This window comes from Amphritea balenae, assembly GCF_003858655.1.
In the GTDB taxonomy this organism is placed as follows: Bacteria; Pseudomonadota; Gammaproteobacteria; order Pseudomonadales; family Balneatricaceae; genus Amphritea; species Amphritea balenae.
Genome location: NZ_RQXV01000001.1, coordinates 590,175 through 613,179, shown reverse-complemented (window position 1 = coordinate 613,179; position 23,005 = coordinate 590,175). Strand labels below are relative to the sequence as shown.

Sequence of the window (23,005 nt, the reverse complement as noted above, 5' to 3'; positions counted from 1 at the left end):
TCCATCGTTACAGGGCTGCAATAATGATGATGGAGATGATCAGACCGTAAATGGCGATTCCCTCGGCCAGGCCTATAATCACCAGTACTCGTCCTAAGAGCTCAGGTTTTTCTGAAATTGCCGCCACCGCTGCAGCGCCCACCTGACTTACGGCAATACCTGCTCCGATACAAGATAGCCCCGTCGCCGCAGCCGCCGCCATGTAATAGCCCCAGTGAGGAAGTGTTTTGACTTCTTCCTGAGCGGTTTCCGCTGCCGCTTCGGGCAGAAAAAACAGCAGCAGACTGGAAAGCAGGACAAAAGAGCCTGCGGTGGCACAGAGCCCCCAAATCAATTTATTGGCCGATATCGACATAGTCATCAAAATGCTCCACGGAAAGTCTGAGGGGTACAAACGGAATGCCGCCTCCTGAGATAAATTTAGTAAACAATTCGTAAAAGTGCAGGCGAATCACCTGAATACAGACCAGGAACCCTTCAATGACAGTGATCAGAATGTTACCGATCACAAATATGCTCCAGGCCAGCCAGGCGTGGCCGGATAACAGCTCCACAATGATTACGAGTGCCATCGAGAGGGCTATATGCGCAAAAGTAAAGGCAGCTAAACGCACGAAGGATAGAGTATGAACCACAAACTTGACCGCAAAATCGTAGGTTTCCACGAGCGTTGCAAAGAGGCGTAACCCGATTGGTTCCTGCTCCATCAGGGCGAAGTTGCGTAAGGCCATGATGATCAGTCCAGCTGAAGCTAACGTCAGGCAGAGGTACTTCAGCCCAGTCCACTGCGCCCAATACCCAAGAGTCAGGCCGATAAGAGCAAGGTAGAACAGCAGACCGATGAGGCCAAAATTGTCCCACAGACGTTCTTTGAGGTGCCCACTTAACCAAGCGTTAAGCAAACCGATGAACATGCTTATGCAAAGTACGCCGATGCCGAAGATAACGCTGATGGCAAGAGAGAGGTACACCTCGTCCATCGGGTGATAAATAAGAGCGGGGATCCAGTCTTCTCGGGCGAACATACTTCCGAATAAGATTCCGAAAATGGCTGCTGAGAGTCCAATTGGCATCAACAGCAACCCGGCATAGTGCCTTAAAGTTGAATTAGACCTAGGCCAGCGTTGGCTATATAGCCAGAAACCCAGCAGGGATAAAAGCAATCCCTGCCCCAGGTCGGCAAACATCATTCCAAACATGAGCGTAAAGCTGATGGTCAGTAGCGGCGTCGGATCGAGTTCTCGATAACCGGTGATCCCATAAAGTCCCATCAAGGCCGCAAACCCCTCCAGGGCCTTGTGTCGACGGAATAGGCTGGGTACCCGGGTCAGTGAAACACCGCTATCTTCTGCAGGGGTCAAGGAGATGCACTCATGCTGCAATAGCTCACTGAATCTTTCCGTTTTTTTCCTGGGGATCCAGCCATCGATAATGGCCCAATCCTCGACGTGGCCGATCTGGTCTGCTGTGGCAAGAAGCAAGCGGCATTGATGCTCGGTGAGCGCCAGTGATGGCCGCTCGAGTGGAGGGGAGGAAGGTTTTAGATCGGCCGGTGGGTTGCACCCCACCCAGAGAAAGAGCTCGGCATCGATCTGAACCGCGCCTTGGGGAAGAGAGGTTGAGCTGGACAGTGTTCCTATCTCGTAGTTGAGCAGCGGCTTCTCCGGAAGGCCTTCGAGCAACTGCCCTGCGGCGCGAAAGCGCAGATATCGTTGCTCGGCCTGGAGCAAAAGCTTTAATGGCTGGAGATCCTCCAACTCTCCCAGCGAATGGCGGTCGATCGGTTGGAAGGCTTCCGTTTCAGCCAGCTGTTGGAGGCAGGTGGCCAGGCGTTCTTTGGAAACAATCCAAGTCAAACGTGTCATATCTTCCGGAAATAACACAGTTTTTCCTTTCCTGATGATACGGTGTGATTTATGTCGTTAGTGAGTCGTAGGTAAGATGAAGTATTGGTCAAGCTGGCTTATTGCGCAAATGCACCAGCCCTGCGGCCAATCATGTCCATGATGCTGCTCCTATCGAGAAGCGGAGGGAGAATACCCTTCGTACCCATAGGACAGGGCGACCAGGGATCACGGTGTTGTGAAGCTTGCTGCACCCATTACCGCGGCGAGCGGTTTAGTCCAGCGGCATAAAGCCGTCATAATCTAACCACATTTATAATGGTCAAAATCACTTTGTCGAAGACTTAATTGCCTGAATACATTAAAGCTAGATAGGTTGGCCTGTTCAGACTTATAAGCGTCTAGAGAACTGGGTCTATTCACAAACGCCTTCGGGTCAACAGAACGTAACCCTTTTCTATCAAGTGATCTTTTTCTTATTTAATAATCTTTTCCACTAGCTTTTCCAGACGCTGGGCAATCACATCCCAGATGTACATTGGACCAGTCATTTCCAGTGTTTTCTCTGAGCGGTTTTGCTCCAGTTCTTTAAGATAGTCAGCTAATTTGTTACGTTCTGATTTTAGCTCAGCAAGCTCGGCTAGGTGACTTTCTTCCTCCAGAGCGGCCGCCTGCTTAGCCAGTTCATCAATATGCTTTAAACGGGAGTTATATTCCTTTATATGCCGGTCAACCAAATCGTCTAACTTAGTCATAAATATCTCCATCATATCGCCCGGTTAGACATCAAATAATGGCGTTGGTGCATGGATAAATGCAGACAGACATATTCCTTCCATCCTGGCTCTATGAGCTTTTCCCACTCTGCGAACGGATTTCGGGCGTCCAACGGCCAACATTCGATTGAGAGCCGACACGCCGATGGTAGCTTCCGAGCGTTGACCATCCAGGCTACGTGCACGTAGCCGCGGACCGATGATCGCCTTATACCGCCCCATGGCGGTTTCCGTCAGCGACCGAGGGGAGGTGAAAAACCAGCCGCAGCATGAGACCTGCTTCAATTGCGGTATCAGAATAGCGTGCTTGGCTCCCTGGTGTCAGACGTGGTGCCGCCTGCCAGTTGGCAATGGCATCATCAGTTACCCATAAAGTGAGACTGCCGCGTCGGGAAGCCCCGCTTCATACCCGGCCCAGTTCGTTACTTTGAATTTCATCTTAGGAATGTGATGCTGACGAGCAGCATTGTGTTTGTTGGGCATGGAGAGCTACTGACAATAGGAAGCCTGATTCTAAGTTACGAGGTATCCATGCACCAACGCCTATTAAAACAGCCAGTACTACTTTTTGTTCTATGGTCTGGCCCTATGGCCTGGTTTTATGCCCGATATCATGGCTGCTATAGGCGACCGGTTTTATCCATCGCCTCTACCCAACTCTGAATCCCTCCGTTGTCCCGGATATGGTTAATCCCTTTGCGGGTATAGGTTCCAGGGGTTGCAATTGATTGCCCGATTTCGTCATAGTTGAGCTCGGGGCGGGATTCGCCAAAGGCTATAGCACTGCTGATTGAGTGCGCCACCATCGTTTTGGCGGTCTCTTTATCCATGCCCTGATTAACGCTCCAGTCAATCAGCTCCTGCACCAGAAAGTAGCTCCAGCCATGCAAGCATGCGTGGGCTAAAGCGGTATCGAAGAGCTCTTCTGACTCCAGCACTACGGCCTTACCTATACAACTAAACAGCGCCTCTGCCACTGGATTTGCAGGATACAGTGGTACAGGCCCAGCGCATATTTCGGCACTGGCGGAGGGCAGTGCACGTACCAGTGTCGCCTGTTTCAGCGCAGGATGTTGTCGAAGATGCTGCAGGCTTACGCCAGCAATAACGGAAATAATAAGTTGTCCGGGTTTAATTGATAATTCAGCTAGCAGGGTATCTAAGCTGTCGGGTCTTACTGACAGCAGAATAATATCTGAGTTATCCACTACCGTCTGATTGGTTTTAGCAATGGTACAGTCGCAGGCTTCGGCCAGCATTTTAGCCGTTTTTGCATTGCGCGGGCTCAGGGTAACTAGTCGTTGATCGCCACTTTTTCGCAGGCCCTTAATAGTGTAGGTCGCAAGGTGTCCGACGCCCAGAATGCCTAGTGATGCTGCCGTCATTTAAATTACCCCCAATCTCTATTAAATTTTGCTCTTATTAAGGCTCAGATTTGCAGATTAGTTTACTAAAATCAGGAGGATTTATCGTTCACATTACGACGTTATGGAACGATTCAGCGTTTTTTATTCAGGCATAAAAAAACCGCCGTTATGGCGGTTTTATTGTTAGGGTCATTCTTAACGCTTTTTCAGGTTCTGTTGAACTGTCTCGCTGTACCATTCCATAAAGTTAACGATACCAAATTCGAAAGACTCAGAATAAGGGCCTGGCTGGTAACCGATAGAGTTGATACCGCGCTGGTTCTCTTCTCCCAGAATACGGTCCTGTTCATTGGTTGCATCCCATACCTGACGCAGACGGGCAGGATCGTAATCAACCCCTTCTACTGCATCCTTATGTACGAACCATTTGGTGGTAACAATGGATTCCTGTGCCGAGATCGGCAGAACCCGGAACACGATAAAGTGATCAGACTGCATGTGATTCCAGGAGTTAGGCAGATGCAGGATTCGCATGGAGCCCATCTGTGGATTCTTGATACGGCCTAACAGCTTTTTGCAGCCGGCTTCGCCATCCAGGGTCATAACCTTGGTGCCTTTCTTCAGTGGCATCCGCACGATACGGTTACGCAGGCCCGGGCCAAAGCTCTGGTGCTCATGGGGAATGCCTTCAGCATCCCACTCAGCAGACTGAGTTGCATAGTGCTCTTTAAATTCTTCAGATGCCCGTGGGTCGTTAGTATCATCCCATTCCAGCAGTGTATTCAGTAGCTCTGGATGGTTACCGGCACAGTGGTAGCACTCGCGGTTATTTTCGATGACCAGTTTCCAGTTGGCTTTCTCGTACATGTTGGATTCCACCGCTAGTTTGGTGTTCTCCACATCGTAGGGCTCCATGTACTCTTCCAGCGTAGTCAGGAATTCATCGAAATCACCTTCAGGTTCTTCTTTACCCAGGCAGACGAAAACAAAGCCGCCGGCTGTTTTACAGTGGGCTTTTTTAAGACCGTGTTCCTGCTGCTCAAAAGAATCGCCCATTTCGGTACCGGCGAATAGCAGGTTGCCTTTGAGATCGTAGGTCCACTGGTGATAAGGGCATACCAGGTTAGCAACTTTACCGCGATGCTCAGTACAAACGCGGGAGCCGCGGTGGCGACAAGTGTTATGGAAAGCATTAATGCTGCCGTCAGCGTCGCGTACAACCAGCACCGGGTTCTGAGCAACTTCAACGGTGAAGTAATCTCCCCGGGCAGGAATTTCACTGCTCATACCAACGAACAGCCACTCTTTTTGAAACACTTCTTCAACGTCAACACGGAACATCTGCGGATCGTTATACAGAGGTTGTGGCAGAGAATAATTTGCCGGACGCGCTTCCAGCAGGTTGGCCATCTCCTGCCGGGCTTCGTGGATAGTTGCGCTGGTGGTATTCAGCAGATCGTTCTGGTTCATGATTTTAATCCTCAAACAATGCCGGAGGAGGATGAGTGAAAACTACTGCGCTTGTCTGATCAGCGTTAAAAACAGCCTCAAATTGCTCATCTACAAAACGCAGACTCCGCTTTCTCGACCGTTTTTGCCTTGTTCAGCCTTCGCTCATAACGTTTTCACACGTCCTCCAAGCGTATTTTTTATTGTATAACTACTGTGGTATTTCGATGCGCTAATGCTCTATCAAGGCAGGCTTTGGAGATTGACCGTTTACGACATCAACAGGTGCATAAATCGACCTGAAGCGCTTATAGCGTCGGGGATGGTCGCAATAAGCAAATAATTGTCGCTAGTGGTTAACATCTGAAAGGCGGGTCGACAGACAATGACGGGAAATGAGAACAACAGGGTGGGTTACTGTCTCTTTAACCCCCCAAGACTGCACCAGCGTGCATTGATGAGAGAAACGCCATGACAAATCCAGTACCAGCGACCGTTAGCAACGAGAGCTTTATCCCGGTAAATACCCAGACCTGGGTTAACGGTCGTCACAATGTTCGCTGCGTTAAAGTGATCAAAGAAACCTGGGATGTACGCACCTTCTGCTTTATGTCAGAACAGCCAGTGATGTATTTCTTTAAGCCGGGTCAGTTTGTCACGCTGGAGCTGGATATTGAGGAAAAGCAGGTGATGCGGTCCTATACCATCTCCAGTTCACCTTCTGTGCCATACAGCTTTTCTATTACTGTTAAGCGTGATCCTAATGGCCTGGTATCCAGCTGGTTACATAAAAACCTGAAAGAGGGTGATGAGCTGGCGGTGCACGGTCCGGTTGGAATGTTTAACTGTATCGACTATCCGGCTCGTAAGGTATTGCTGTTATCGGGTGGTGTCGGTATTACGCCGGTTATGTCGATGGCGCGCTGGTGGTTTGATACTAACGCCGATGTGGATATGGCGTTTGTACACAGTGCCCGTACGCCTCAGGATATTGTATTCCAGCGTGAACTGGATCACATGGCATCCCGTATCGGTAATTTCAGTCTACATCTGATCTGTGAAAAAATTGAGAATGGTCAGGCCTGGCATGGTTACCGCGGCTATCTGGATCAGGCCAAGCTTGAGTTAGTTGCGCCAGACTTTATGGACCGTGAAGTGTTCTGTTGTGGCCCTGGCCCTTATATGAAAGCAGTGAAGAAATTGCTGCAGTCGAACGGCTTCAATATGGAGCACTACCATGAAGAGTCCTTCGGAGCGACACCGATAGAGGTTGAAGAAGAAGCAATTGAGCAGGCGGGTATTGCCCAGGCCGACGCTGATGCATTGACCCAGTCTGATATGGTGCGGGTTGAGTTCGCCAATAATGGTAAGAGTATTCAGATTGCACCGGGTGAAACACTGCATGCAGCGGCTTCCCGACTGGATCTGCATATCCCTAAAGCTTGTGGTATGGGTATCTGTGGTACCTGTAAGGTGATGGTAAAAGAGGGTGAGGCGACCATGAATCATAACGGTGGTATCACCGATGATGATGTTGCTGCAGGCTATGTTTTGTCCTGCTGTAGTGTGCCGCAAACCGATGTGGTTGTTGAATTCTAAACCTCTGATAAATTAAAAATCGCCCGCGGGCGATTTTTTTTGTTGCACAATGATAAGCTGAAGCCAGGTTGGCAAACGGCCATTAAACGGAAGCGATGATGCAAGCAGAACAGATTGAAGTAGCGGGATTTCTTAAACAGTATCCGCCGTTTAATAGTCTGCCGGATGAGGTGGTGGATGACATCGCCTGTCAGGCCGAGATCTCATACTTCCGGACCGGCAGTGATATCTATCAGTTTGGCGATGAAATTCACGATCTCTGCATTATTCGCAGTGGTTCCGTAGAGATTTATCGTCGTAACGGTGATCTCTATAATCGCCTGAGTGAAGGTGATCTGTTTGGTCAGCTGGGCCTGTTGATGAATAACAAAATCCGGCTGCCGGCGCGGGCTTTGGAAGACTCGCTTATCTATTTTATCCCTGAAGCAGTGTTTACTGAACTCTGTGACCGTTTTGATTCCTTTGCCTACTTTGTTGAAATGGATGACAACCGTCTGCGTCAGGCGGTGTCCAGTAAGCAGGAAAGTAATGATCTGATGGCATCGAAAGTGACACGACTGATCTCCCGGGATCCTGTATGTCTTGATGCCTCAGCCACTATTCGTCAGGCCGCTCAGAAGATGACCGATGAATGTGTTTCTTCGATACTGGTCATGAAGGCGGCAGGCAGTAACAGGGAAGATGATGAACCAGAGCTATCGGTAGCGGGTATTCTTACCGATCGTGATCTGCGTATCAGGGTTGTGGCACCGGGGCTGAATCTGGACACCCCGGTGACCGAGGTGATGACCGCTGAGCCGGTCACACTGGATGAAGATGCCTATGCTTTTGAGGCGATGCTGACCATGCTACGCTTCAATCTGCACCACTTACCAATTCTGGAAAATGGTCATCCTATTGGTGTGCTGGCAACCTCAGATATTGTGCGCTACGAGTCCCAAAGCAGCCTTTACCTGGTGAGTAATATCCTGCGTCAGCAGAGTGTTGAAGAACTGGCCCAGTTACAGCCTCAGATCAGCGCTTGTTTTGTACGAATGGTCAATGAAGACGCTAATTCTCATATGATCGGTAGCGCCATGTCGGTTATCGGTCGTTGCTTTAAACAGCGGTTATTGGAGCTGGCAGAAGAGCAGCTTGGACCGCCGCCGGTGCGATACTGCTTTCTGGCGTTGGGATCGATGGCCCGGGATGAGCAGTTATTGATGACTGACCAGGATAACGCACTGATCCTGGATAATAGTTTTGATGTTACAAAGCATGGACAATACTTTGAACAGCTGGCCAAGTTTGTCAGTGATGGCCTGAATGCCTGTGATTATGTTTACTGCAGCGGCAATATCATGGCAACGAACCCGAACTGGCGTAAAACCCGTAAAGAGTGGGAAGCTATCTTTGCCGACTGGATTGAAAACCCGGATCCGGAAGCGCTGCTGAACTGTTCAATATTCTTCGATCTTGATGGTGTGTTTGGTAAAACAGGCTGGGCTGATCAGCTCAATACCTTTATTGTTCGCAAAGCCAAGCGCTCCCCTCGATTTCTTGCCAGCCTGGCCCGTAATGCCCTGAATCGCACACCGCCACTGGGCTTTTTCAAAAGCTTTGTGATGGAGAAGGATGGCCAACACCGTAATTCAATCAACCTGAAGCGACGGGGGACTGCTCCGTTGTCTGATCTGATCAGGGTGCATGCTCTGGCGGTGGGCTCCCGGGCTCAGAACTCATTTGAACGGCTGGATGATGTGGTCAAAGCTGGGATTCTGCCTGCGGGTCGTGAGAATGATCTGCGTGATGCGATGGAATTTATTGCCATGGTGCGTATCCGTCATCAGGCATTAGATGTGGAAACCGAACGGGAAGTCGATAACAATGTTGAGCCGGAAAACCTGACCGATTTTGAACGTCGAAATCTTAAAGAAGCTTTTCAGGTGCTGAGTAACAGCCAGCGTTTTCTCAAATTTCGCTATCCGTACACCCGTAAATAGTGGCTACTGTGACTGATTCTATCGCTGAAAACTGGTCTGAACTGTTTCGTGAACAAGCGCTTACCACGCAGGATGAGCGCTTAAGAGTGTTCTATGAACAGGGTACTGTGGCCGCAGATTCACCCCTGTCTGATGTCCCCTTTGTAGCGCTGGATTTTGAAACGACCGGACTTGATGCTGGCAGTGATGAGATTATCAGTATCGGTCTGGTGCCATTCGATCTGAACCGAATCCGTTTGCGTGATGCCAGACACTGGCTCTTGAAACCCCGTCGGGCGATGAAAGAGGAATCCATCGTTATTCATGGTATCACTCATACGGAGTTGAGTGATGCACCGGATCTTAACCGGATTCTAGGGCAGGTGCTGGAGGCGATCGCAGGCCGGATAGTGGTAGTTCATTATCGTTATATTGAGCGGGAATTCCTGGATGCTGCCCTCAAAAGGCGGCTAGGAGAGGGGATTCGTTTTCCGGTGGTGGACACCATGGCGCAGGAAGCAATGTTGCATCGTCAGGGGATCGGCAGCTTGCTTAAACGGTTAGTGGGAAGAAAACCTGAATCGATACGGCTGAGTGACAGCCGTAACCGTTACAACCTGCCACATTATGGCCAGCACCACGCCCTGACCGATGCGATAGCAACGGCGGAATTACTGCAGGCCCAGATTCACCATCGCTATAGCGAAAGTACGCCTATCAGCGATATTTGGATCTAACAGATCAAGCCACTTAAACATATGTTTGAGAATAGGATTTTTTCTTATATACGGTTAATCCCTAATTTCTGAAAATACTACTTAGAGTAGTTTTTCATCTATCTAAATGTTGTATGAAAGTTGTAATGCTCTTGTTCAGGCGTATTTCGCCGCGGTTTAGAAGGAGCATGGAATGCATACAGGTACAGTTAAGTGGTTCAATAACGCCAAGGGTTTTGGTTTTATCGTATCTCCGGATTACGATGTCGACTTGTTTGCCCATTATTCAGCAATTATTACCGAAGGCTATAAAAGCCTTAAAACCGGTCAGCTGGTTCAGTTTGAGGCATTGCCTAAAGATGCCGGTGTTCATGCGGTGAACATACAGCCGGTGGTTGAATCCTGATTCGATCTGACGGTTTTGACAAAGCGCCCTTTTATGGGCGTTTTTTGTTTACTATCAGTGGTTATTCTCTATTGTTATCAGAGCATAGGGTGTTTTGAACTGTCCTGACTTTCGCTTAACAGCTGTGTGATCTGATCGGCGGGAACGGCTCGGCTATATAGAAACCCCTGAAATTCATCGCAACCATTCTTACGCAGAAAACTGGCCTGTTCTGCTGTTTCCACGCCTTCTGCAATTATTCTCATTCCCAGGCGTTTGGCCATAGTCAGGATTGTCAACGTAATCTCTGTCGCATCTTTATTTTTACCAATTTCACGGGTAAAAGACTGATCAATTTTAAGGCGATCTAAAGGGAAGTGTCTCAGATTACTTAGCGATGAATAGCCTGTACCAAAGTCATCAATAGCAAGATCGACACCCTCGTGCTTAATTTTCTTCATAACTTTGATGGCACGATCCATATCCCACATTAATGAACCTTCGGTAATTTCAAGCTCAAGCTGTGCGGGATTAATACCGGAATCTTTTATGATCTTCTGAATACTGGATGTAAGGTCAGGATCGGCAAACTGTAGGGGGGATACATTGACTGCCAGACGCAGAGAGGGCAGCCCGATAGTCTGCCATTGTTGCAGTTGTTGGCATGCGGTGGTCAGAATCCAGTAACCAATGGTTCTGATCAGGCCGACGTGCTCAGCAACGGGAATAAAGGTTGCGGGTGAAATCCATCCCAGAGTGGGGTTGTGCCAACGAAGCAGGGCTTCTACTCCAACGATTTTACCGCTGCCAGCTTTTATCTGGGGTTGATAGTAAACCTCAAATTCATTACGTTCGATTGCATGTATCAGTGCCTGTTCCATCTGGGAACGGATCTTTACCTGCTTGCCGAGATCGGCAGAATAGATGCAGAGTTGTTCACTGTCATCGATGCGCGACTTAAACATTGCTGTATAGGCGTTGCGTAGAAGGCCGACGCCGTTATGTCCTTCACCGGGCCAGAGACTGACACCAATCTGAGGTGATAGCAGTAAATATTCCTGATTTAGCTGAAGGGGGGCCTGAAGCTCGTTGAGTAGACGGAAAGCGCTATCTAATACGAGATCAGGTTTACTGACTTTATCCAGCAGGATAGCAAAATCATCACCATTCATGTGGGCGATAAAGTCTGCATCGCTGGTGACTGTTTTAAGACGTTCGCCGATGGCCTTTAATAAGTCATCGGCTATCGGTCTGCCCAGCGTAGTCCCAGCTGAACCGGGCCAGTCAAAGTGAATGACCATGAGTCCGGTTATCTGATCATTGTGTTGCTCTGATGCGGCCAGTTGCCTTAGCCGGCTAGTGAGCATGCTGCTGTTTGGCAGACCAGTGGCTTTATGGTGGCGGGTCTGGTGTTCCAGCTGTTGTTGTAATTGTCGACGTAGCTGTGCATCAGCACTCAGTTGCCAGAAGCTCCAGACCGGCCATATCAGCATCAGTGGAATCAGGGGGGCTGTCGGAGGAAACCAGAGAAGCTTCGTTTGCAACAGGGCCAGACTGATAAGTGGTGTTGAAATGATCAATACCAGCGAACTAAAGAGTCCGCTTCTCAGTGGGAGCAAGAACACTGCAGCGGCACACAGGAGAGTGATGATACCACTCAGTATTTGTTGATTAAGCGGGGTCAGTGGCTGAATCGCTCTACCCTGTAGCAGAGCGTTTAATATATGGGCGTTCAGTTCAACCCCGGACATTCGTTGATGAGCCTCTGCTGCGGGGGTGGCAAATGCGTCACCCAGACCGGCTGCGGTAGCACCAATCAGTACATACTTACCAGCGATCTGCTCCGGGTTAACAAAGCCATTGGTAATATCTGCCCAGGAGATGATAGTCGGAGTCTGGGTCCGGGATGCAAAGGGAATTAGCATACTATGGCTGCGATTCCAGTGTTCTGATGACTGAAGTAACTGCGTTTGTTTGATGGGGAGTGAAGGTGCCCGTCCTGCTATTTCAAGCATAGCAAGAGTGAGTGTCGGCCAGCGGGTATCGTTTATACCGCTATATAAAAATACCCGACGGCAGCGCCCGTCCTGATCCAATTCAATATCTACATGGCCAATAGCCGCGGCACCCAAAGCCAACTCAGGCAGCGGTAGTAGTTCGATCATCATGCCATCGGCTAATAAATCGGGTGCTACACTGAGGGCCACCCGACCATTCTTAAGTATCGCCTCCGCCAGTTCAGTATCTGCCTTCGGCACACCTTGTTGAGGATCAGGGAATAGTATATCAATGCCAACTGCGGCTGCTTTATATTCAGTCAGTTTATTGATGAGTGCTGCATGAGTGCTACGTGACCATGGCCATCGGCCAAGTTGCTCCAGGCTATTATTATCGATAGCTATAATAACAATTTCGTTGCTCATTTCGGTGGCATGAAATGGCAGCATAAGATCATAAAATATCAGATCTATACGTTCACTGATCTTGCTGCTGTTGAGATATACGCCTGTGCTTATTAACAACAGAGTTAACAAACTGGCATAGATAAAGCTGTGCTGATACCTACTTAGTCCCATGTTTTTATAACAGCAGTAGCAGGACTGCGGCTCCAAGTATGGTTAGTGGCGTGTAGTCAGGAATCGGCATCACTTTCTGCACCGTTCCCCAGGGGCCTTCATAACCATCCGGTTCAATTGTTCGAACTCTCAGGTAGCGTATCCGGCCTTTTATGGGGGCAAAACTGAAGCCTGGCTCAGCCAGTGTCTGATCAGTTTCCAGCTCTGTAAACTTAGCATCATAGGCTAACTGGATCTGATAAGTTTGCCCCGGGCTACCGGCAGGCCAGCTGGCACTGAGCTGACCATTTTCCACAGCTGACATCGCTGTATCTGCTTGTTTCGGTATGGGTTTAACCTGCCAGTTTCGTTGCATACCGACCGGACCGATTTCTCCCTCGCTAGTGATGCTGGTAAGTCGCCAGAAATAATGGCCGGGGAGTGGCAGTGCAGATGTGTCAAAGCGACTTCCCTGTATATCGTCTCTGTCGAGTATCAGGCTCTGGAAAGCACTGTCGGTGGCTATTTCAAGTCGATAATAGTCAGCTTCTTCTGATTCGGTCCACTGTAACTGGGGTGCTGTACCCCGTATGCTTTTATTATCAGCAGGTGAAAGTTGAATCGGCGGCTGAGGGCGGGCATCCAGATCTAAAGCCGTTACATGATTCTCTCCCTCCAGGCCAAGCTGATCGACACCTCTTATACGAGCATAATACTGTCCATCAGGCAGGTCAGGCAGGGGGACTCGGGAGTAGGTACTTATCTGTTGCCATACCAGGGTGTTGAATTGTGGTTCTGTAGAAACCTCAATACGGTACTCTCGGGCCCCTTTTATGGAGGGCCAGCTTAGCATCTGATTGATACTGTGAATTGGCCCCTGAATAGGTTTCATTGCAGGAGGCGGCAACAATTTTTTTGCTGGGATCGGGGCTTCTCCCTGAGTTATCTGTGTGCCATAACCGGCCATTATCAATCGCTGCTTACTGGCACCGCTAACCGCCACGCTACCGTGCAGGACTTCGATATTGGATAGTTGCTGCTGTTCGTTAACTGCAGCGCGGTATTCCGTTCCCCTGACTGCGCTGATAGCTGAGGGTGTCTGAATCTGAAAACGTGATCCGGGTCCCACTGCAGGGGTTACCCGGGTATCCATTCTGCCTTTAAGAAGATGTAAGCGGGAATCCACCATACCGGTTGAACCATGAGCGCTAAGATGATCAAAGCGAATAAGGCTATTGCTATATAACGTTAACAATGAATTATCAGCAAACCGAATAGTGAGGCTACTGTCATCATGGGTGCGAATCTGATCACCTAACTGAATCAGGGTTTGGTCGCCGATGATTTCTGTTGTGCCGTCCGGATGAAGCAGGTGAGCCTTGCCCTGATGGGAACTTATTCGTGCCGGAACCGGGTTGCTGCGGATCCATTTCAGGGGAACTCTGAGGCGGGTTCCCGGCTTTATCTGACGAGGGTTTTCGATATTATTAAGTTGTTGCAACTGCTTAAATCGAGTCGCATTATCAAGATGTTGCTTACTGATATTCCATAAATTATCACCTGCAACAGTGGTATAGATCCACTCCTGAGCATGACTGATATTGATATAAAAAAAGCTATTGATAAACAGGCAGATTGATAGCAGCCAGCTTATTTTCATTAGAGTCATCCCTGATCAGTGTTTTGCCAACCGGATGTAGGATGAACCTACCACCGGATATCCCTTATAGTTCTGTGAACTACTGGCTTATTTCTGCGAACATCAGCATACACACCGCACAGGGTGTTCGGCATCACTCAGATTCCTGCTTTTAATATAGGCTAAGTTGCATACAGGTGATATGAATAATTTAGTATAAGGTAATTAGTAGGGGGGGCTATTGAACAAGCCCACTACTTTCTCAGTGCAAAGCCAATCGACTTATTCGCAGGCTCCTAAGGTGAAATGCTTAATTAAATTGCCAAAACCTTATTGCACAGATAGTGGTGATCAGAGTTACTGTCAAAAAACAAAAGGAGACGATTGTCTCCTTTAAAAATGAACTATTTATCTTGGCTTGTTACGCCGCGAAAGAACCATGCGGATCGATGACATACTTTTTAGCGGCACCGCCATCAAAGTCAGCATAGCCTTCAGGCGCCTGATCCAGTGAGATCATCTGTACGTTAACCGCTTTAGCAATATCGACCTTATCAAACAGGATCGACTGCATCAGCGCGCGATGATACTTCATAACCGGACACTGCCCCGTGTGGAAGGAGTGAGACTTAGCCCAGCCCAGTCCGAAGCGCATGCTCAATGCACCTTGCTTGGCAGCATCGTCCGTCGCTCCCGGGTCCTCAGTTACGTAAAGGCCTGGAATACCGATCTGACCACCGGCACGGGTCATCTCCATCGCCGAGTTCAATACGGTTGCTGGCGCTTCAACGCCGTGATTACAACCGCAAGCGTGGGCTTCGAAGCCTACGCAGTCGACGAAGGCATCGACTTCGCGTTCACCCAGAATGACTTCCAGTTTATCGGCCATTTCGCCTTCCTGGCGCAGATCGATAGTCTCACAGCCGAAACTACGAGCCTGTTCCAGGCGGTCTTCGATCATATCGCCGACAATAACGCAGGCGGCCCCCAATAGTTGAGCAGAGACTGCTGCGGCCAGACCAACAGGGCCCGCGCCTGCAATATAGACAGTAGAGCCAGGTCCAACGCCGGCGGTAACGCAGCCGTGGAAACCGGTAGGGAAGATATCAGACAGCAGGGTCAGGTCACGGATTTTCTCCATCGCCTGATCGGAATCCGGGAACTTGAGCAGGTTAAAGTCGGCGTAAGGTACCATTACGTACTCAGCCTGACCGCCGACCCAGCCACCCATATCAACATAGCCATAGGCAGCACCCGGACGGGCAGGGTTTACGCTGAGACAGATACCGGTATTACCCTCTTTACAGTTACGGCACCGGCCACAGGCGATATTGAATGGAACTGAAACAACATCGCCGGGTTTAAGAAATTCTACATCATCACCGCACTCGATAATTTGACCGGTGATTTCATGACCCAGAACCAGACCGGCAGGAGCGGTAGTCCGGCCCCGTACCATATGCTGGTCGGAACCACAGATGTTAGTTGTCAGTACACGAAGGATAACTCCGTGATTGCATTTGCGCTTGCCTAGCGACAGTTCCGGAAATGCGATCGACTCTACAGCGACTTCACCCGGTCCCTTATAGACAACACCTCGGTTTGCATGGTTGCTACACATGGTAACTACTCCTGTTATTTTTTATTATCAACACCCGTACAGATGTGTCGCAACAATAGCGTGGAGAGGCTGGTAGCGACTGACCGCAACCGCGCAGGTATTGATCAGAAGCGACAAATTATTCAGTAAGGAGTCAACGAGTAAGGACTTAGCGACTTGTTCTGCCGGGTATAAGCCGTTCTTCTTATTGCTGTGTAGAGGGATTAGAAAAAGGAGGCCGAAGCCTCCTTTGATTGATGTGTGAGTTTGTTACTCAGGGGTAATGCTGAACTCACCATCCTGACCGCTTAGTAGTCCAGGGCCTGATGGTTGTTCAAGCTCGTTATTATATTGATAGTACTGTCCAGAGCTGCAGCCTAATAAAGACAGAAACAGTAATGTAATACTTAACCTTAAAAAACAAGACATATCAGGCACCTAGAATTTTATTCTGGCACCGGCAAGGAAGGCGTTAATGTCCTGTAGATCACTGCCAACCCGATCCAGTTCATATGTACGCCAGCCGAAGTAGGCTTCGGTTGACCAATTATCGATTTTCTGGACTAGCTGTAATCCAACTCCTGTAGCTTCATCGCCTGCGACATCGACATCTTCGGCAACATTGTAATCAATAGAGAATGAGGTTGTACCAAAATTGTTCATCCTGGTCTGGTAGCCTAGTTTTGCATAGTAGAAGCTAGGATCCGGGCCACTGGTGGCAGACTCTTCTCCGGCTGCAAGAGTCAGGTTGAGCCCTCCGTGAAGGCGAACAGATACGGAACCATTAACCTGAGAATCGACAGTGTCAGAGCTAGGATCTGAATAAGCTATCGCTCCGGCAACTTGGGTGCCGTCGTAATCGGCGGTGTAATTCATGGCTGCATCCCAGGCATCTTTTTCGATCACGCCAGCAGATAAGACAAATCCACCAAAAGCCGGAGTATCATAACGGATCCGGTCTGCCCGGCCGCTTCCATCCATATTGTTGAAGACTGAGCCGACGTTTGTCATCGTCAGTGAGCCGCCAGAATCTCGAAATAAAATGGCGCCAGCTAGCACTGACATATCTGAGTAGCCGGCAAGAGCTGTACCAGATAAGTCTACTTCTGAACTGCCTTCAGACGCATTCCAGCCCTGGCCAATCCAAAGCTTACCGTACTGCTTATTATCAAAAAATACTTCTAACCGGCGCTGAGTGAAGCTATCAGTGCTTGCTGTTTCATCAAGTTGACTAACTTTGGCTGTAGAGTTGGATTCAAACTGGACTTCAATAGCGGTACCCACAGTCAGGTCATCAGTTACATCAGCTTCGCCGATAATTCGCATACGGGTTGAAGATGCATCGTTATCTACATGATAGAGGTTGTCTTTTTCACCATCGTCGGCCCACATAACACCCCTGTTAACATGACCTGACAGGGAGACCCGAACGTTATCATTACCAGATTGAATGCCCTTGTTTGCACTGCTCTGGCTAGCCATTTGTGCTTTCTCTTCGGCTGCAACGGCAATTTTTTCAGTATTTGCTGATTGCTTTTCGAGTTGATCCAGCCGTTTGGTCATTGCTTCAATCTGTGCCCTCAGGGCTTCGACTTCGGTATGTCCTCCGGCCAGGGCGGACGTCGTTGAGAAACAAGCCAGTGATGCAGCAATAGATACTGTGAGGAGTTTAATATGCATTTTCATAGGGTTGATCTACCTGTTCGTTTACTAAACTGCCCGGAAACGATAAAAGGTACAGGCTGTAATTTATTCAAACAGCTATTCTCGTAAGCCGAGCGCGGCTTCCCACCCCGATAGAGTTAAGTAATAGCAGGGAATAGCCTGTTGTCTAATAATTAACCAGATTCGTCCTGTTTTAAGCTCGAAAGGCTGTAAATATAGGGCGGAGGAGCTTTTGTAAGGGTCTTTCTCACTTCACTTTAGCGATGCAAAAAACAGATTATTTATGTCTTTTTGCGACACTTGTAATGATTGGTCTGCTGTCGTCTTTTGATTTGTATCAATGAAAAGCGGTAGGTGATGTCGCTTTTGGATAGGTTGTGTCGGCTCTGGGTCGTTTTTGGGTATTCGAAGCTTGATTTAAATCACTAATATGGATGCTGTCGGTTTTGCCACATCAGATTGCAGGCAACCTATGAAAGCAGAACAATAACGACACAGGTTGGCGACCGAATGAGCACTCACTTTTAAGCAGAGCTTTGCCTTTTCTTCGCTTCTACAATCAGTCCTACATAATAAAAAAATAACGTCTCACTAATGTATCGGTGTTAATCACTGATAGATCAGACGTGCGTTAAAGAGGGCATTATTATGACTTCAGCTGTTGCTCTGAATCCGGTTAAGGATTCTAAAAAAGTTACTCGGGTAGGTTTTTTGTTGCTCGATAATTTCACCATGATCGCACTGGCTTCGGCGGTAGAGCCGTTGCGGATGTCGAATCAGCTATCAGGTTCTGAACTGTATAGCTGGCATATGGTGTCGGAAACCGGTGCGCCGGTGAGTGCCAGTGACGGCTTAAGTTTTACCCCTGACTTCTCTATTGCCGATGCACCGGAATTTGATTTGGTGATCGTTTGTGGTGGCGTAGATATTACCCGTAGTTACCGACCAAAGCAGATTAGCTGGTTGCAGCTGCTCGGACGCCGGGGTGTGACTCTGGGTGGAATATGTACCGGAGCCTACGTTCTGGCCCATGCCGGGTTATTGAATGATCATGATTGCAGTGCGCATTGGGAGTGTATGGCTGCTCTGCAGGAACGTTACCCGAAGGTGCGTTGTAATAACCGGCTATTTACGGTGGATAAAAATCGTATGACTTCATCCGGCGGTAATACGCCGATGGATATGTTCCTGCATATGGTATCCCTGCAGCACGGGCCTAAGCTTTCCAGTGCCGTATCCGATATGTTTATCTGTGATCGGATTCGCAGTGAGTTCGATCAACAGCGTGTCCCTTTGCGACAGTTACATAACAGTGGTGAATCCAAGCCTAAGCTGGTGGATGTTATCGAGCTGATGGAAAATAACCTGGAAGAGCCGATCGGACTGGACGAGCTGGCCTTTTTTGTTGATGTATCACGTCGGCAGTTGGAGCGGATGTTCCATAAGTACCTGAACTGTTCGCCTTCACGGTATTATCTCAAACTGCGGCTCGATCGGGCCCGGCAGCTACTGAAGCAATCCAGTATGTCGATTGTTGAAATATCTGCAGCCTGTGGTTTTATTTCCACACCGCATTTCAGCCGCTGTTATCGAAAGCATATAGGTATCTCACCCCGGGATGAGCGTAAAGGTGTCTGGGCTGCTGCTGATCAGCATAATATGATTCGTGAACCGTTACAGGATGATGGCTTTTTTGCCAGTATGAAGCGTTCAGCCTCGGCATTGAATCATGCTCAGACTGAACCGAGTTATGGTTCGATTGCTATATAAAAGCCTGGTTATTTACATCAGTTACTAACCTCGGTTATTCACACTGATTATTTAATTTTGTTATTAAAAAAACGCGCCTTTGGCGCGTTTTTTTGTTGGCTGGATGAATTATTCCGTCTGTTATTTATTTGTAACTCCTCAGGGCCACCGTCTCAAATAGCCCGTTTTTATCCTTTTCAAAACCGTTTCAGAAACGACACTTCGCCTACCTGTTTGCGAAAGAGATGACGTAAACAAACAAGTGAAAGTAATTGCCATACAAATAATACGTGAAATATTAATATGAATAAAATCTAATATATAGTTCTTTTAACTGTATCTTAGATTTTCTATAAGTGTTTTTCTCTGCATAACCTGTGGTTTGACCGTTGATATTTGTAACTGGTACCTATGTGCCCCACAACGACAAACAGGCGCTATCGCACACTGCTGTGGCGTAAATATAAAAACAACAACCGCGAGTAAAAACATGGCTAAGACAACATTCGCAAGAAAAAATAAGGGCTTTCGTTCGCTCCTGACCGGTCTGGTAACCGCAGGTGTTCTGATGACGGGATCCGCCCAGGCTGCAACCCTGAAAATGGCGACTGACTCAGGTGCACAAGGTTCCCCTGCCGGCGACACGCTGGACCGTTGGGCTGAACTGATTGAAAAAAATTCTAACGGTGATATCGACGTTAAAGTGTTTTACCAGAATGAGCTGGGTAGTCAGAACGAAGTATTCGATCTACACGTTGCAGGCGATGTTGACGTGATGTTGAACTGGCCAATGACCTCTTATGACAAGCGTATCGGAGTTATCTATACGCCGTATATGACTTTATCCTGGGATGAAGCGCTTAAGGCATATAGCCCGGGTGGCTGGGTTAATAACATGCTGGGCGGTATCTACTCAGATATCGGTCTGAAGTTCTTCGGCCCCTGGCCAGAAGGGTTCAACGGTGTGGCAACGCGCGGCAAATACGCGACTAATATTGCTGAAGCTGAAGGCCTGAAAGTACGGACTATGACTGTATTCCCTGCGCCGCAGACGATGCAGGCACTGGGTTATCAGACTGCTGCAATCGACTGGGGTGAGGTTTACACCTCTCTGCAGACCGGGGTAGTTGATGGTGAAGCGGGCAACGTAATCTACTGGGATTACGAATACTTCCGCGATCTGCTGGATTACTATGTTCGCTCTAAGCACTTCTTCATGACCGGCGTACTGAGTATGAATCAGGAGTCTTTCGATGAGCTGAACGAAGAGCAACAGAAGGTTGTGGCTGAGGCAGCAAAAGAAGTAATGATGGCGCAATTTAAAGCCGCTAAAGAGCAGGATCAGCACTACGTTAAGGAAGCTGAAAAAGCGGGTATGAAGTACTTTGAGCTGTCAGATGAGCAGATTGCTGAATTTGCCCGTGCGGCGCGTGAAAAAGTATGGCCGCTGATGGATGCAGAGATCGGTTCTGAAATTATGGATACCATCCGGGCGAACGCAACCAAGCTGTAAGGTTTCGTATGCCATATACGGCGGGCTGTTTACTGGTCTGCCGTTTCTGTTTTCTGAGGTAGTAGTCCCATGATTGTGCGTTTCTTTACTGCGTTGGACCATAAGATCGGTTGGTTTCTCAATGCTACAGCTTTGATCAGTAGTCTGATGTTAGTCGGCCTGATGCTGTTTCTGGTCGCGGCCCGCTATATTTTTGGCTGGTCCATCGTCGGTCTGCTTGAGCTGATTATGATGTTCGGTATGTGGCTTTATATGGTGGGCAGCCTGATAGCCAGCCGTAAGCGTGAACATCTGGTGGTGGATTTTATTCAGACCAATATTCGCGACCGGCAAATACGCCGGATACATCAGGGTTTCCTGTCGCTGGTAACCCTGGTGATTACCTTGTTCTTTGTTTATCTGTCATACCGGATGCTGAAGTGGGGCATGCGTCGCCCACAGCATACGCCGGGTCTGTCGCTTCCGTTATGGATACCCCAAAGCGCCATCATGTTTGCCAGTGTAGGTTGTGCGGTTTATGCGTTGCGGGACTTTATTCAATCTGTGATCGGTTACCATCCGGAGCCGGTTGTCGTAGCTGAAACAGATCAACAGGAGACGAACTGATGGAAGGTTTAATCGCAGTCGGTATCCTGCTGTTTTTGATGATAGTGGGTATACCTGTCGCCTGGTCATTTGCCGGGGTATTGGCTTATCTGGCATTTATCTATGATGCCAATTTCAACACACTGATGTTACAGGGCTATCGATCTATTGATTCGGTGATTCTGATAGCGTTGCCGTTATTTGTACTGACCGGTTATCTGATGCAGAGCGGTGGTATTGCCCATCGGTTAGTTAACTTTATTGAAGTGTTAGTGGGTAAACGTAAAGGTGGTATGGGGGCTTCAATGGTGCTGGCATCAGGCATATTTGGTGCTATTGCCGGTACTGCTACAGCGGCTGTCGCTTCTATCGGTACCATTATGGTTGGGCCGTTAGAAAAGCGTGGTTACCCGCGGGGCTATTCTTCAGCATTGCTGGGTATTTCATCGTTATTGGGTATTCTTATACCGCCCTCTATTACGATGATTCTGTTTGCTGTTGTTACCCGACAATCGGTCGCGGCATGTTTTGCAGCTTCTATCGGCCCTGCACTGTTGTTGATTGCGGGTCTGATTATTGCGAACCGTTTTAGCGTCGGACGTCTGTTTAATGAAATTGCAGTCGGTGCTCAAGAGGGGATGTCAGAGCAGCCCTCAAGAGGTAAAGCGGCCTGGCGGGCACTGCCTGCACTGTCGTTACCTGTGGTGATTCTGGGTGGTATCTACGGGGGTGTTTGTACACCAACGGAAGCTGCAGCTATTGCTGCATTTATGGCGATAGTGATCGGTTTTTTTGTCTATAAAGACCTGACCATTAATCGTTTTGGTAAAAGTGTTATCGCTGCCGCTGAAACTACCGGTACGGTTATTCTGATTCTGTTGTTCAGTTTCATGATCGGTCGGATTCTGGCATCTGAACGGATTCCCCAGGAACTGACTAAGACCATTACTGAGCTGGTTCAGGATCCGATGATGATTCTGATTGCGGTCAATATCTTCCTGATTATTACCGGCATGATTATGGATGATGTATCAGTGACGGTAGTCGTAGCGCCATTGTTTATGCCATTGATGGTTGCCAGTGGCGTTGATCCGATTCATTACGCTTCGATCGTTGCCTGCTCAGTGGTGATTGGTGCTAACAGCCCCCCGGTGGCTCCGATTCTCTATATGGCTTGTCGCATAGGTCAGGTACCTATACACAAAGCGGTCATGCCTGCGATCGCACTGATGGTTTGCGTTGGTCTGCCGGTAATGGCTGTCACCAGCTTTGTACCCGAGTTGTCGTTGTTCTTTCCACGTCTATTAGGGCTGATTTAACAGAATACTTTTAAACCGGTTTTAATCTGTCTGGAGAGACACAAATGGGAGGCTTAGCCTCCCATTTTTATCTCTTTTTTATTTGCTATTTTATTGAGCAGAAGAGTGAATGCTATGAGAAAAACACTCGAGTACCTTTTGTTTTTCACTTTGTTTGTCGGGGTTATCTGGTTATTTATGTCAGATCACTATTCGACATAGAAGGGGTAGTGAGTGACTGAATAAACGAACTCCGTAACAGATCAACCATTATAGAGCTCGTTTATTCATAACGGCTAACTTG

General features: G+C 48.5%; 18 protein-coding genes and 2 pseudogenes. 8 read left to right on the top strand and 12 right to left on the bottom strand.

Features of this window, described 5'->3' with window-relative positions; all coding sequences use genetic code 11:
• Positions 1 to 7: 7 nt before the first annotated feature.
• The 7 genes and pseudogenes from EHS89_RS02800 to EHS89_RS02775 form a co-directional block, all read right to left on the bottom strand.
• Complete coding sequence (locus EHS89_RS02800; protein ID WP_211340274.1) at positions 8 to 361, bottom strand: ATP synthase subunit C; 354 nt, start codon at positions 359 to 361, stop codon at positions 8 to 10.
• Positions 336 to 1,883, bottom strand: a complete 1,548-nt coding sequence (locus tag EHS89_RS02795; RefSeq protein ID WP_124924577.1) for a V-type ATPase 116kDa subunit family protein — start codon at positions 1,881 to 1,883, stop codon at positions 336 to 338. Before EHS89_RS02795 ends, EHS89_RS02800 begins: the two co-directional genes overlap by 26 nt.
• 437 nt (positions 1,884 to 2,320) lie before the next feature.
• Positions 2,321 to 2,599, bottom strand: coding sequence for a hypothetical protein (locus EHS89_RS02790; RefSeq protein ID WP_124924576.1), 279 nt, complete (start codon positions 2,597 to 2,599; stop codon positions 2,321 to 2,323).
• An 84-nt stretch (positions 2,600 to 2,683) separates the two neighbouring features.
• A pseudogene (locus EHS89_RS21300) lies at positions 2,684 to 2,863 on the bottom strand (IS5/IS1182 family transposase); the annotation flags it as partial.
• 4 nt (positions 2,864 to 2,867) lie between these two features.
• A pseudogene (locus tag EHS89_RS21295) lies at positions 2,868 to 3,103 on the bottom strand (transposase); the annotation flags it as partial.
• A 137-nt stretch (positions 3,104 to 3,240) separates the two neighbouring features.
• On the bottom strand, positions 3,241 to 4,005 hold the full coding sequence (locus EHS89_RS02780) for an NAD(P)-binding domain-containing protein (RefSeq protein WP_124924575.1): 765 nt from the start codon (positions 4,003 to 4,005) through the stop codon (positions 3,241 to 3,243).
• A gap of 177 nt (positions 4,006 to 4,182) precedes the next feature.
• On the bottom strand, positions 4,183 to 5,457 hold the full coding sequence (locus EHS89_RS02775; protein WP_124924574.1) for an aromatic ring-hydroxylating oxygenase subunit alpha: 1,275 nt from the start codon (positions 5,455 to 5,457) through the stop codon (positions 4,183 to 4,185).
• Positions 5,458 to 5,907: 450 nt separating this feature from the next.
• Between EHS89_RS02775 and EHS89_RS02770 the strand changes: the two genes are divergently transcribed.
• The 4 genes from EHS89_RS02770 to EHS89_RS02755 all read left to right on the top strand — a co-directional run bounded on the left by EHS89_RS02770 (position 5,908) and on the right by EHS89_RS02755 (position 10,118).
• A complete protein-coding gene (locus EHS89_RS02770; RefSeq protein ID WP_124924573.1) occupies positions 5,908 to 7,035 on the top strand; it encodes an FAD-binding oxidoreductase in 1,128 nt (375 codons plus the stop codon).
• Between the two features lie 98 nt (positions 7,036 to 7,133).
• Positions 7,134 to 9,017 (top strand): putative nucleotidyltransferase substrate binding domain-containing protein, encoded by a 1,884-nt coding sequence (locus EHS89_RS02765; protein WP_124924572.1) that lies wholly within the window; start codon positions 7,134 to 7,136, stop codon positions 9,015 to 9,017.
• An 8-nt stretch (positions 9,018 to 9,025) separates the two neighbouring features.
• Positions 9,026 to 9,733 carry a 3'-5' exonuclease gene (locus tag EHS89_RS02760; RefSeq protein WP_229753486.1) on the top strand — a complete coding sequence of 236 codons (708 nt, stop codon included), beginning with the start codon at positions 9,026 to 9,028 and terminating at the stop codon, positions 9,731 to 9,733.
• 172 nt (positions 9,734 to 9,905) lie between these two features.
• Positions 9,906 to 10,118, top strand: a complete 213-nt coding sequence (locus EHS89_RS02755) for a cold shock domain-containing protein (protein WP_124924570.1) — start codon at positions 9,906 to 9,908, stop codon at positions 10,116 to 10,118.
• A 77-nt stretch (positions 10,119 to 10,195) separates the two neighbouring features.
• Here the strand turns inward: EHS89_RS02755 and EHS89_RS02750 are convergent, their stop codons facing one another.
• The 5 genes from EHS89_RS02750 to EHS89_RS02735 form a co-directional block, all read right to left on the bottom strand.
• On the bottom strand, positions 10,196 to 12,673 hold the full coding sequence (locus EHS89_RS02750; protein ID WP_124924569.1) for a putative bifunctional diguanylate cyclase/phosphodiesterase: 2,478 nt from the start codon (positions 12,671 to 12,673) through the stop codon (positions 10,196 to 10,198).
• A 4-nt stretch (positions 12,674 to 12,677) separates the two neighbouring features.
• The gene (locus EHS89_RS02745; protein WP_229753487.1) at positions 12,678 to 14,312 is read right to left on the bottom strand and encodes a FecR family protein; all 1,635 of its coding nucleotides are present in this window, start codon (positions 14,310 to 14,312) and stop codon (positions 12,678 to 12,680) included.
• A 400-nt stretch (positions 14,313 to 14,712) separates the two neighbouring features.
• Positions 14,713 to 15,912 carry a formaldehyde dehydrogenase, glutathione-independent gene (gene fdhA, locus EHS89_RS02740; RefSeq protein WP_124924567.1) on the bottom strand — a complete coding sequence of 400 codons (1,200 nt, stop codon included), beginning with the start codon at positions 15,910 to 15,912 and terminating at the stop codon, positions 14,713 to 14,715.
• A 249-nt stretch (positions 15,913 to 16,161) separates the two neighbouring features.
• Positions 16,162 to 16,320, bottom strand: coding sequence for a hypothetical protein (locus EHS89_RS21000; RefSeq protein ID WP_170167392.1), 159 nt, complete (start codon positions 16,318 to 16,320; stop codon positions 16,162 to 16,164).
• A gap of 9 nt (positions 16,321 to 16,329) precedes the next feature.
• Positions 16,330 to 17,577 (bottom strand): porin, encoded by a 1,248-nt coding sequence (locus EHS89_RS02735; RefSeq protein ID WP_124924566.1) that lies wholly within the window; start codon positions 17,575 to 17,577, stop codon positions 16,330 to 16,332.
• Between the two features lie 627 nt (positions 17,578 to 18,204).
• Here EHS89_RS02735 and gbdR point away from each other — a divergent pair.
• From gbdR to EHS89_RS02715, 4 genes are all read left to right on the top strand, one after another.
• Entirely contained in the window at positions 18,205 to 19,326 is a 1,122-nt protein-coding gene (gbdR, locus tag EHS89_RS02730) for a choline metabolism transcriptional regulator GbdR (protein ID WP_124924565.1), read from the top strand.
• Positions 19,327 to 19,873: 547 nt separating this feature from the next.
• Positions 19,874 to 20,818: a TRAP transporter substrate-binding protein DctP gene (gene dctP, locus EHS89_RS02725; protein ID WP_229753488.1), complete on the top strand. Its 945-nt coding sequence runs from the start codon at positions 19,874 to 19,876 to the stop codon at positions 20,816 to 20,818.
• A gap of 69 nt (positions 20,819 to 20,887) precedes the next feature.
• Entirely contained in the window at positions 20,888 to 21,424 is a 537-nt protein-coding gene (locus tag EHS89_RS02720) for a TRAP transporter small permease (protein ID WP_124924563.1), read from the top strand.
• Positions 21,424 to 22,722, top strand: coding sequence for a TRAP transporter large permease (locus tag EHS89_RS02715; protein ID WP_124924562.1), 1,299 nt, complete (start codon positions 21,424 to 21,426; stop codon positions 22,720 to 22,722). Before EHS89_RS02720 ends, EHS89_RS02715 begins: the two co-directional genes overlap by 1 nt.
• The last annotated feature ends 283 nt before the right edge of the window (positions 22,723 to 23,005 follow it).

Excerpts from the sequence above, each read along its gene's own strand:
- EHS89_RS02720 (WP_124924563.1), top strand. The coding sequence starts at position 20,888 with ATGATTGTGCGTTTCTTTACTGCGTTGGACCATAAGATCGGTTGGTTT.
- EHS89_RS21000 (WP_170167392.1), bottom strand. The coding sequence starts at position 16,320 with ATGTCTTGTTTTTTAAGGTTAAGTATTACATTACTGTTTCTGTCTTTA.
- EHS89_RS02780 (WP_124924575.1), bottom strand. The coding sequence starts at position 4,005 with ATGACGGCAGCATCACTAGGCATTCTGGGCGTCGGACACCTTGCGACC.
- dctP (WP_229753488.1), top strand. The coding sequence starts at position 19,874 with ATGACGGGATCCGCCCAGGCTGCAACCCTGAAAATGGCGACTGACTCA.
- fdhA (WP_124924567.1), bottom strand. The coding sequence starts at position 15,912 with ATGTGTAGCAACCATGCAAACCGAGGTGTTGTCTATAAGGGACCGGGT.
- EHS89_RS02715 (WP_124924562.1), top strand. The coding sequence starts at position 21,424 with ATGGAAGGTTTAATCGCAGTCGGTATCCTGCTGTTTTTGATGATAGTG.
- EHS89_RS02745 (WP_229753487.1), bottom strand. The coding sequence starts at position 14,312 with ATGAAAATAAGCTGGCTGCTATCAATCTGCCTGTTTATCAATAGCTTT.
- EHS89_RS02770 (WP_124924573.1), top strand. The coding sequence starts at position 5,908 with ATGACAAATCCAGTACCAGCGACCGTTAGCAACGAGAGCTTTATCCCG.
- EHS89_RS02790 (WP_124924576.1), bottom strand. The coding sequence starts at position 2,599 with ATGACTAAGTTAGACGATTTGGTTGACCGGCATATAAAGGAATATAAC.
- EHS89_RS02735 (WP_124924566.1), bottom strand. The coding sequence starts at position 17,577 with ATGAAAATGCATATTAAACTCCTCACAGTATCTATTGCTGCATCACTG.
- EHS89_RS02755 (WP_124924570.1), top strand. The coding sequence starts at position 9,906 with ATGCATACAGGTACAGTTAAGTGGTTCAATAACGCCAAGGGTTTTGGT.
- gbdR (WP_124924565.1), top strand. The coding sequence starts at position 18,205 with ATGACTTCAGCTGTTGCTCTGAATCCGGTTAAGGATTCTAAAAAAGTT.
- EHS89_RS02765 (WP_124924572.1), top strand. The coding sequence starts at position 7,134 with ATGCAAGCAGAACAGATTGAAGTAGCGGGATTTCTTAAACAGTATCCG.
- EHS89_RS02800 (WP_211340274.1), bottom strand. The coding sequence starts at position 361 with ATGACTATGTCGATATCGGCCAATAAATTGATTTGGGGGCTCTGTGCC.
- EHS89_RS02750 (WP_124924569.1), bottom strand. The coding sequence starts at position 12,673 with ATGGGACTAAGTAGGTATCAGCACAGCTTTATCTATGCCAGTTTGTTA.
- EHS89_RS02775 (WP_124924574.1), bottom strand. The coding sequence starts at position 5,457 with ATGAACCAGAACGATCTGCTGAATACCACCAGCGCAACTATCCACGAA.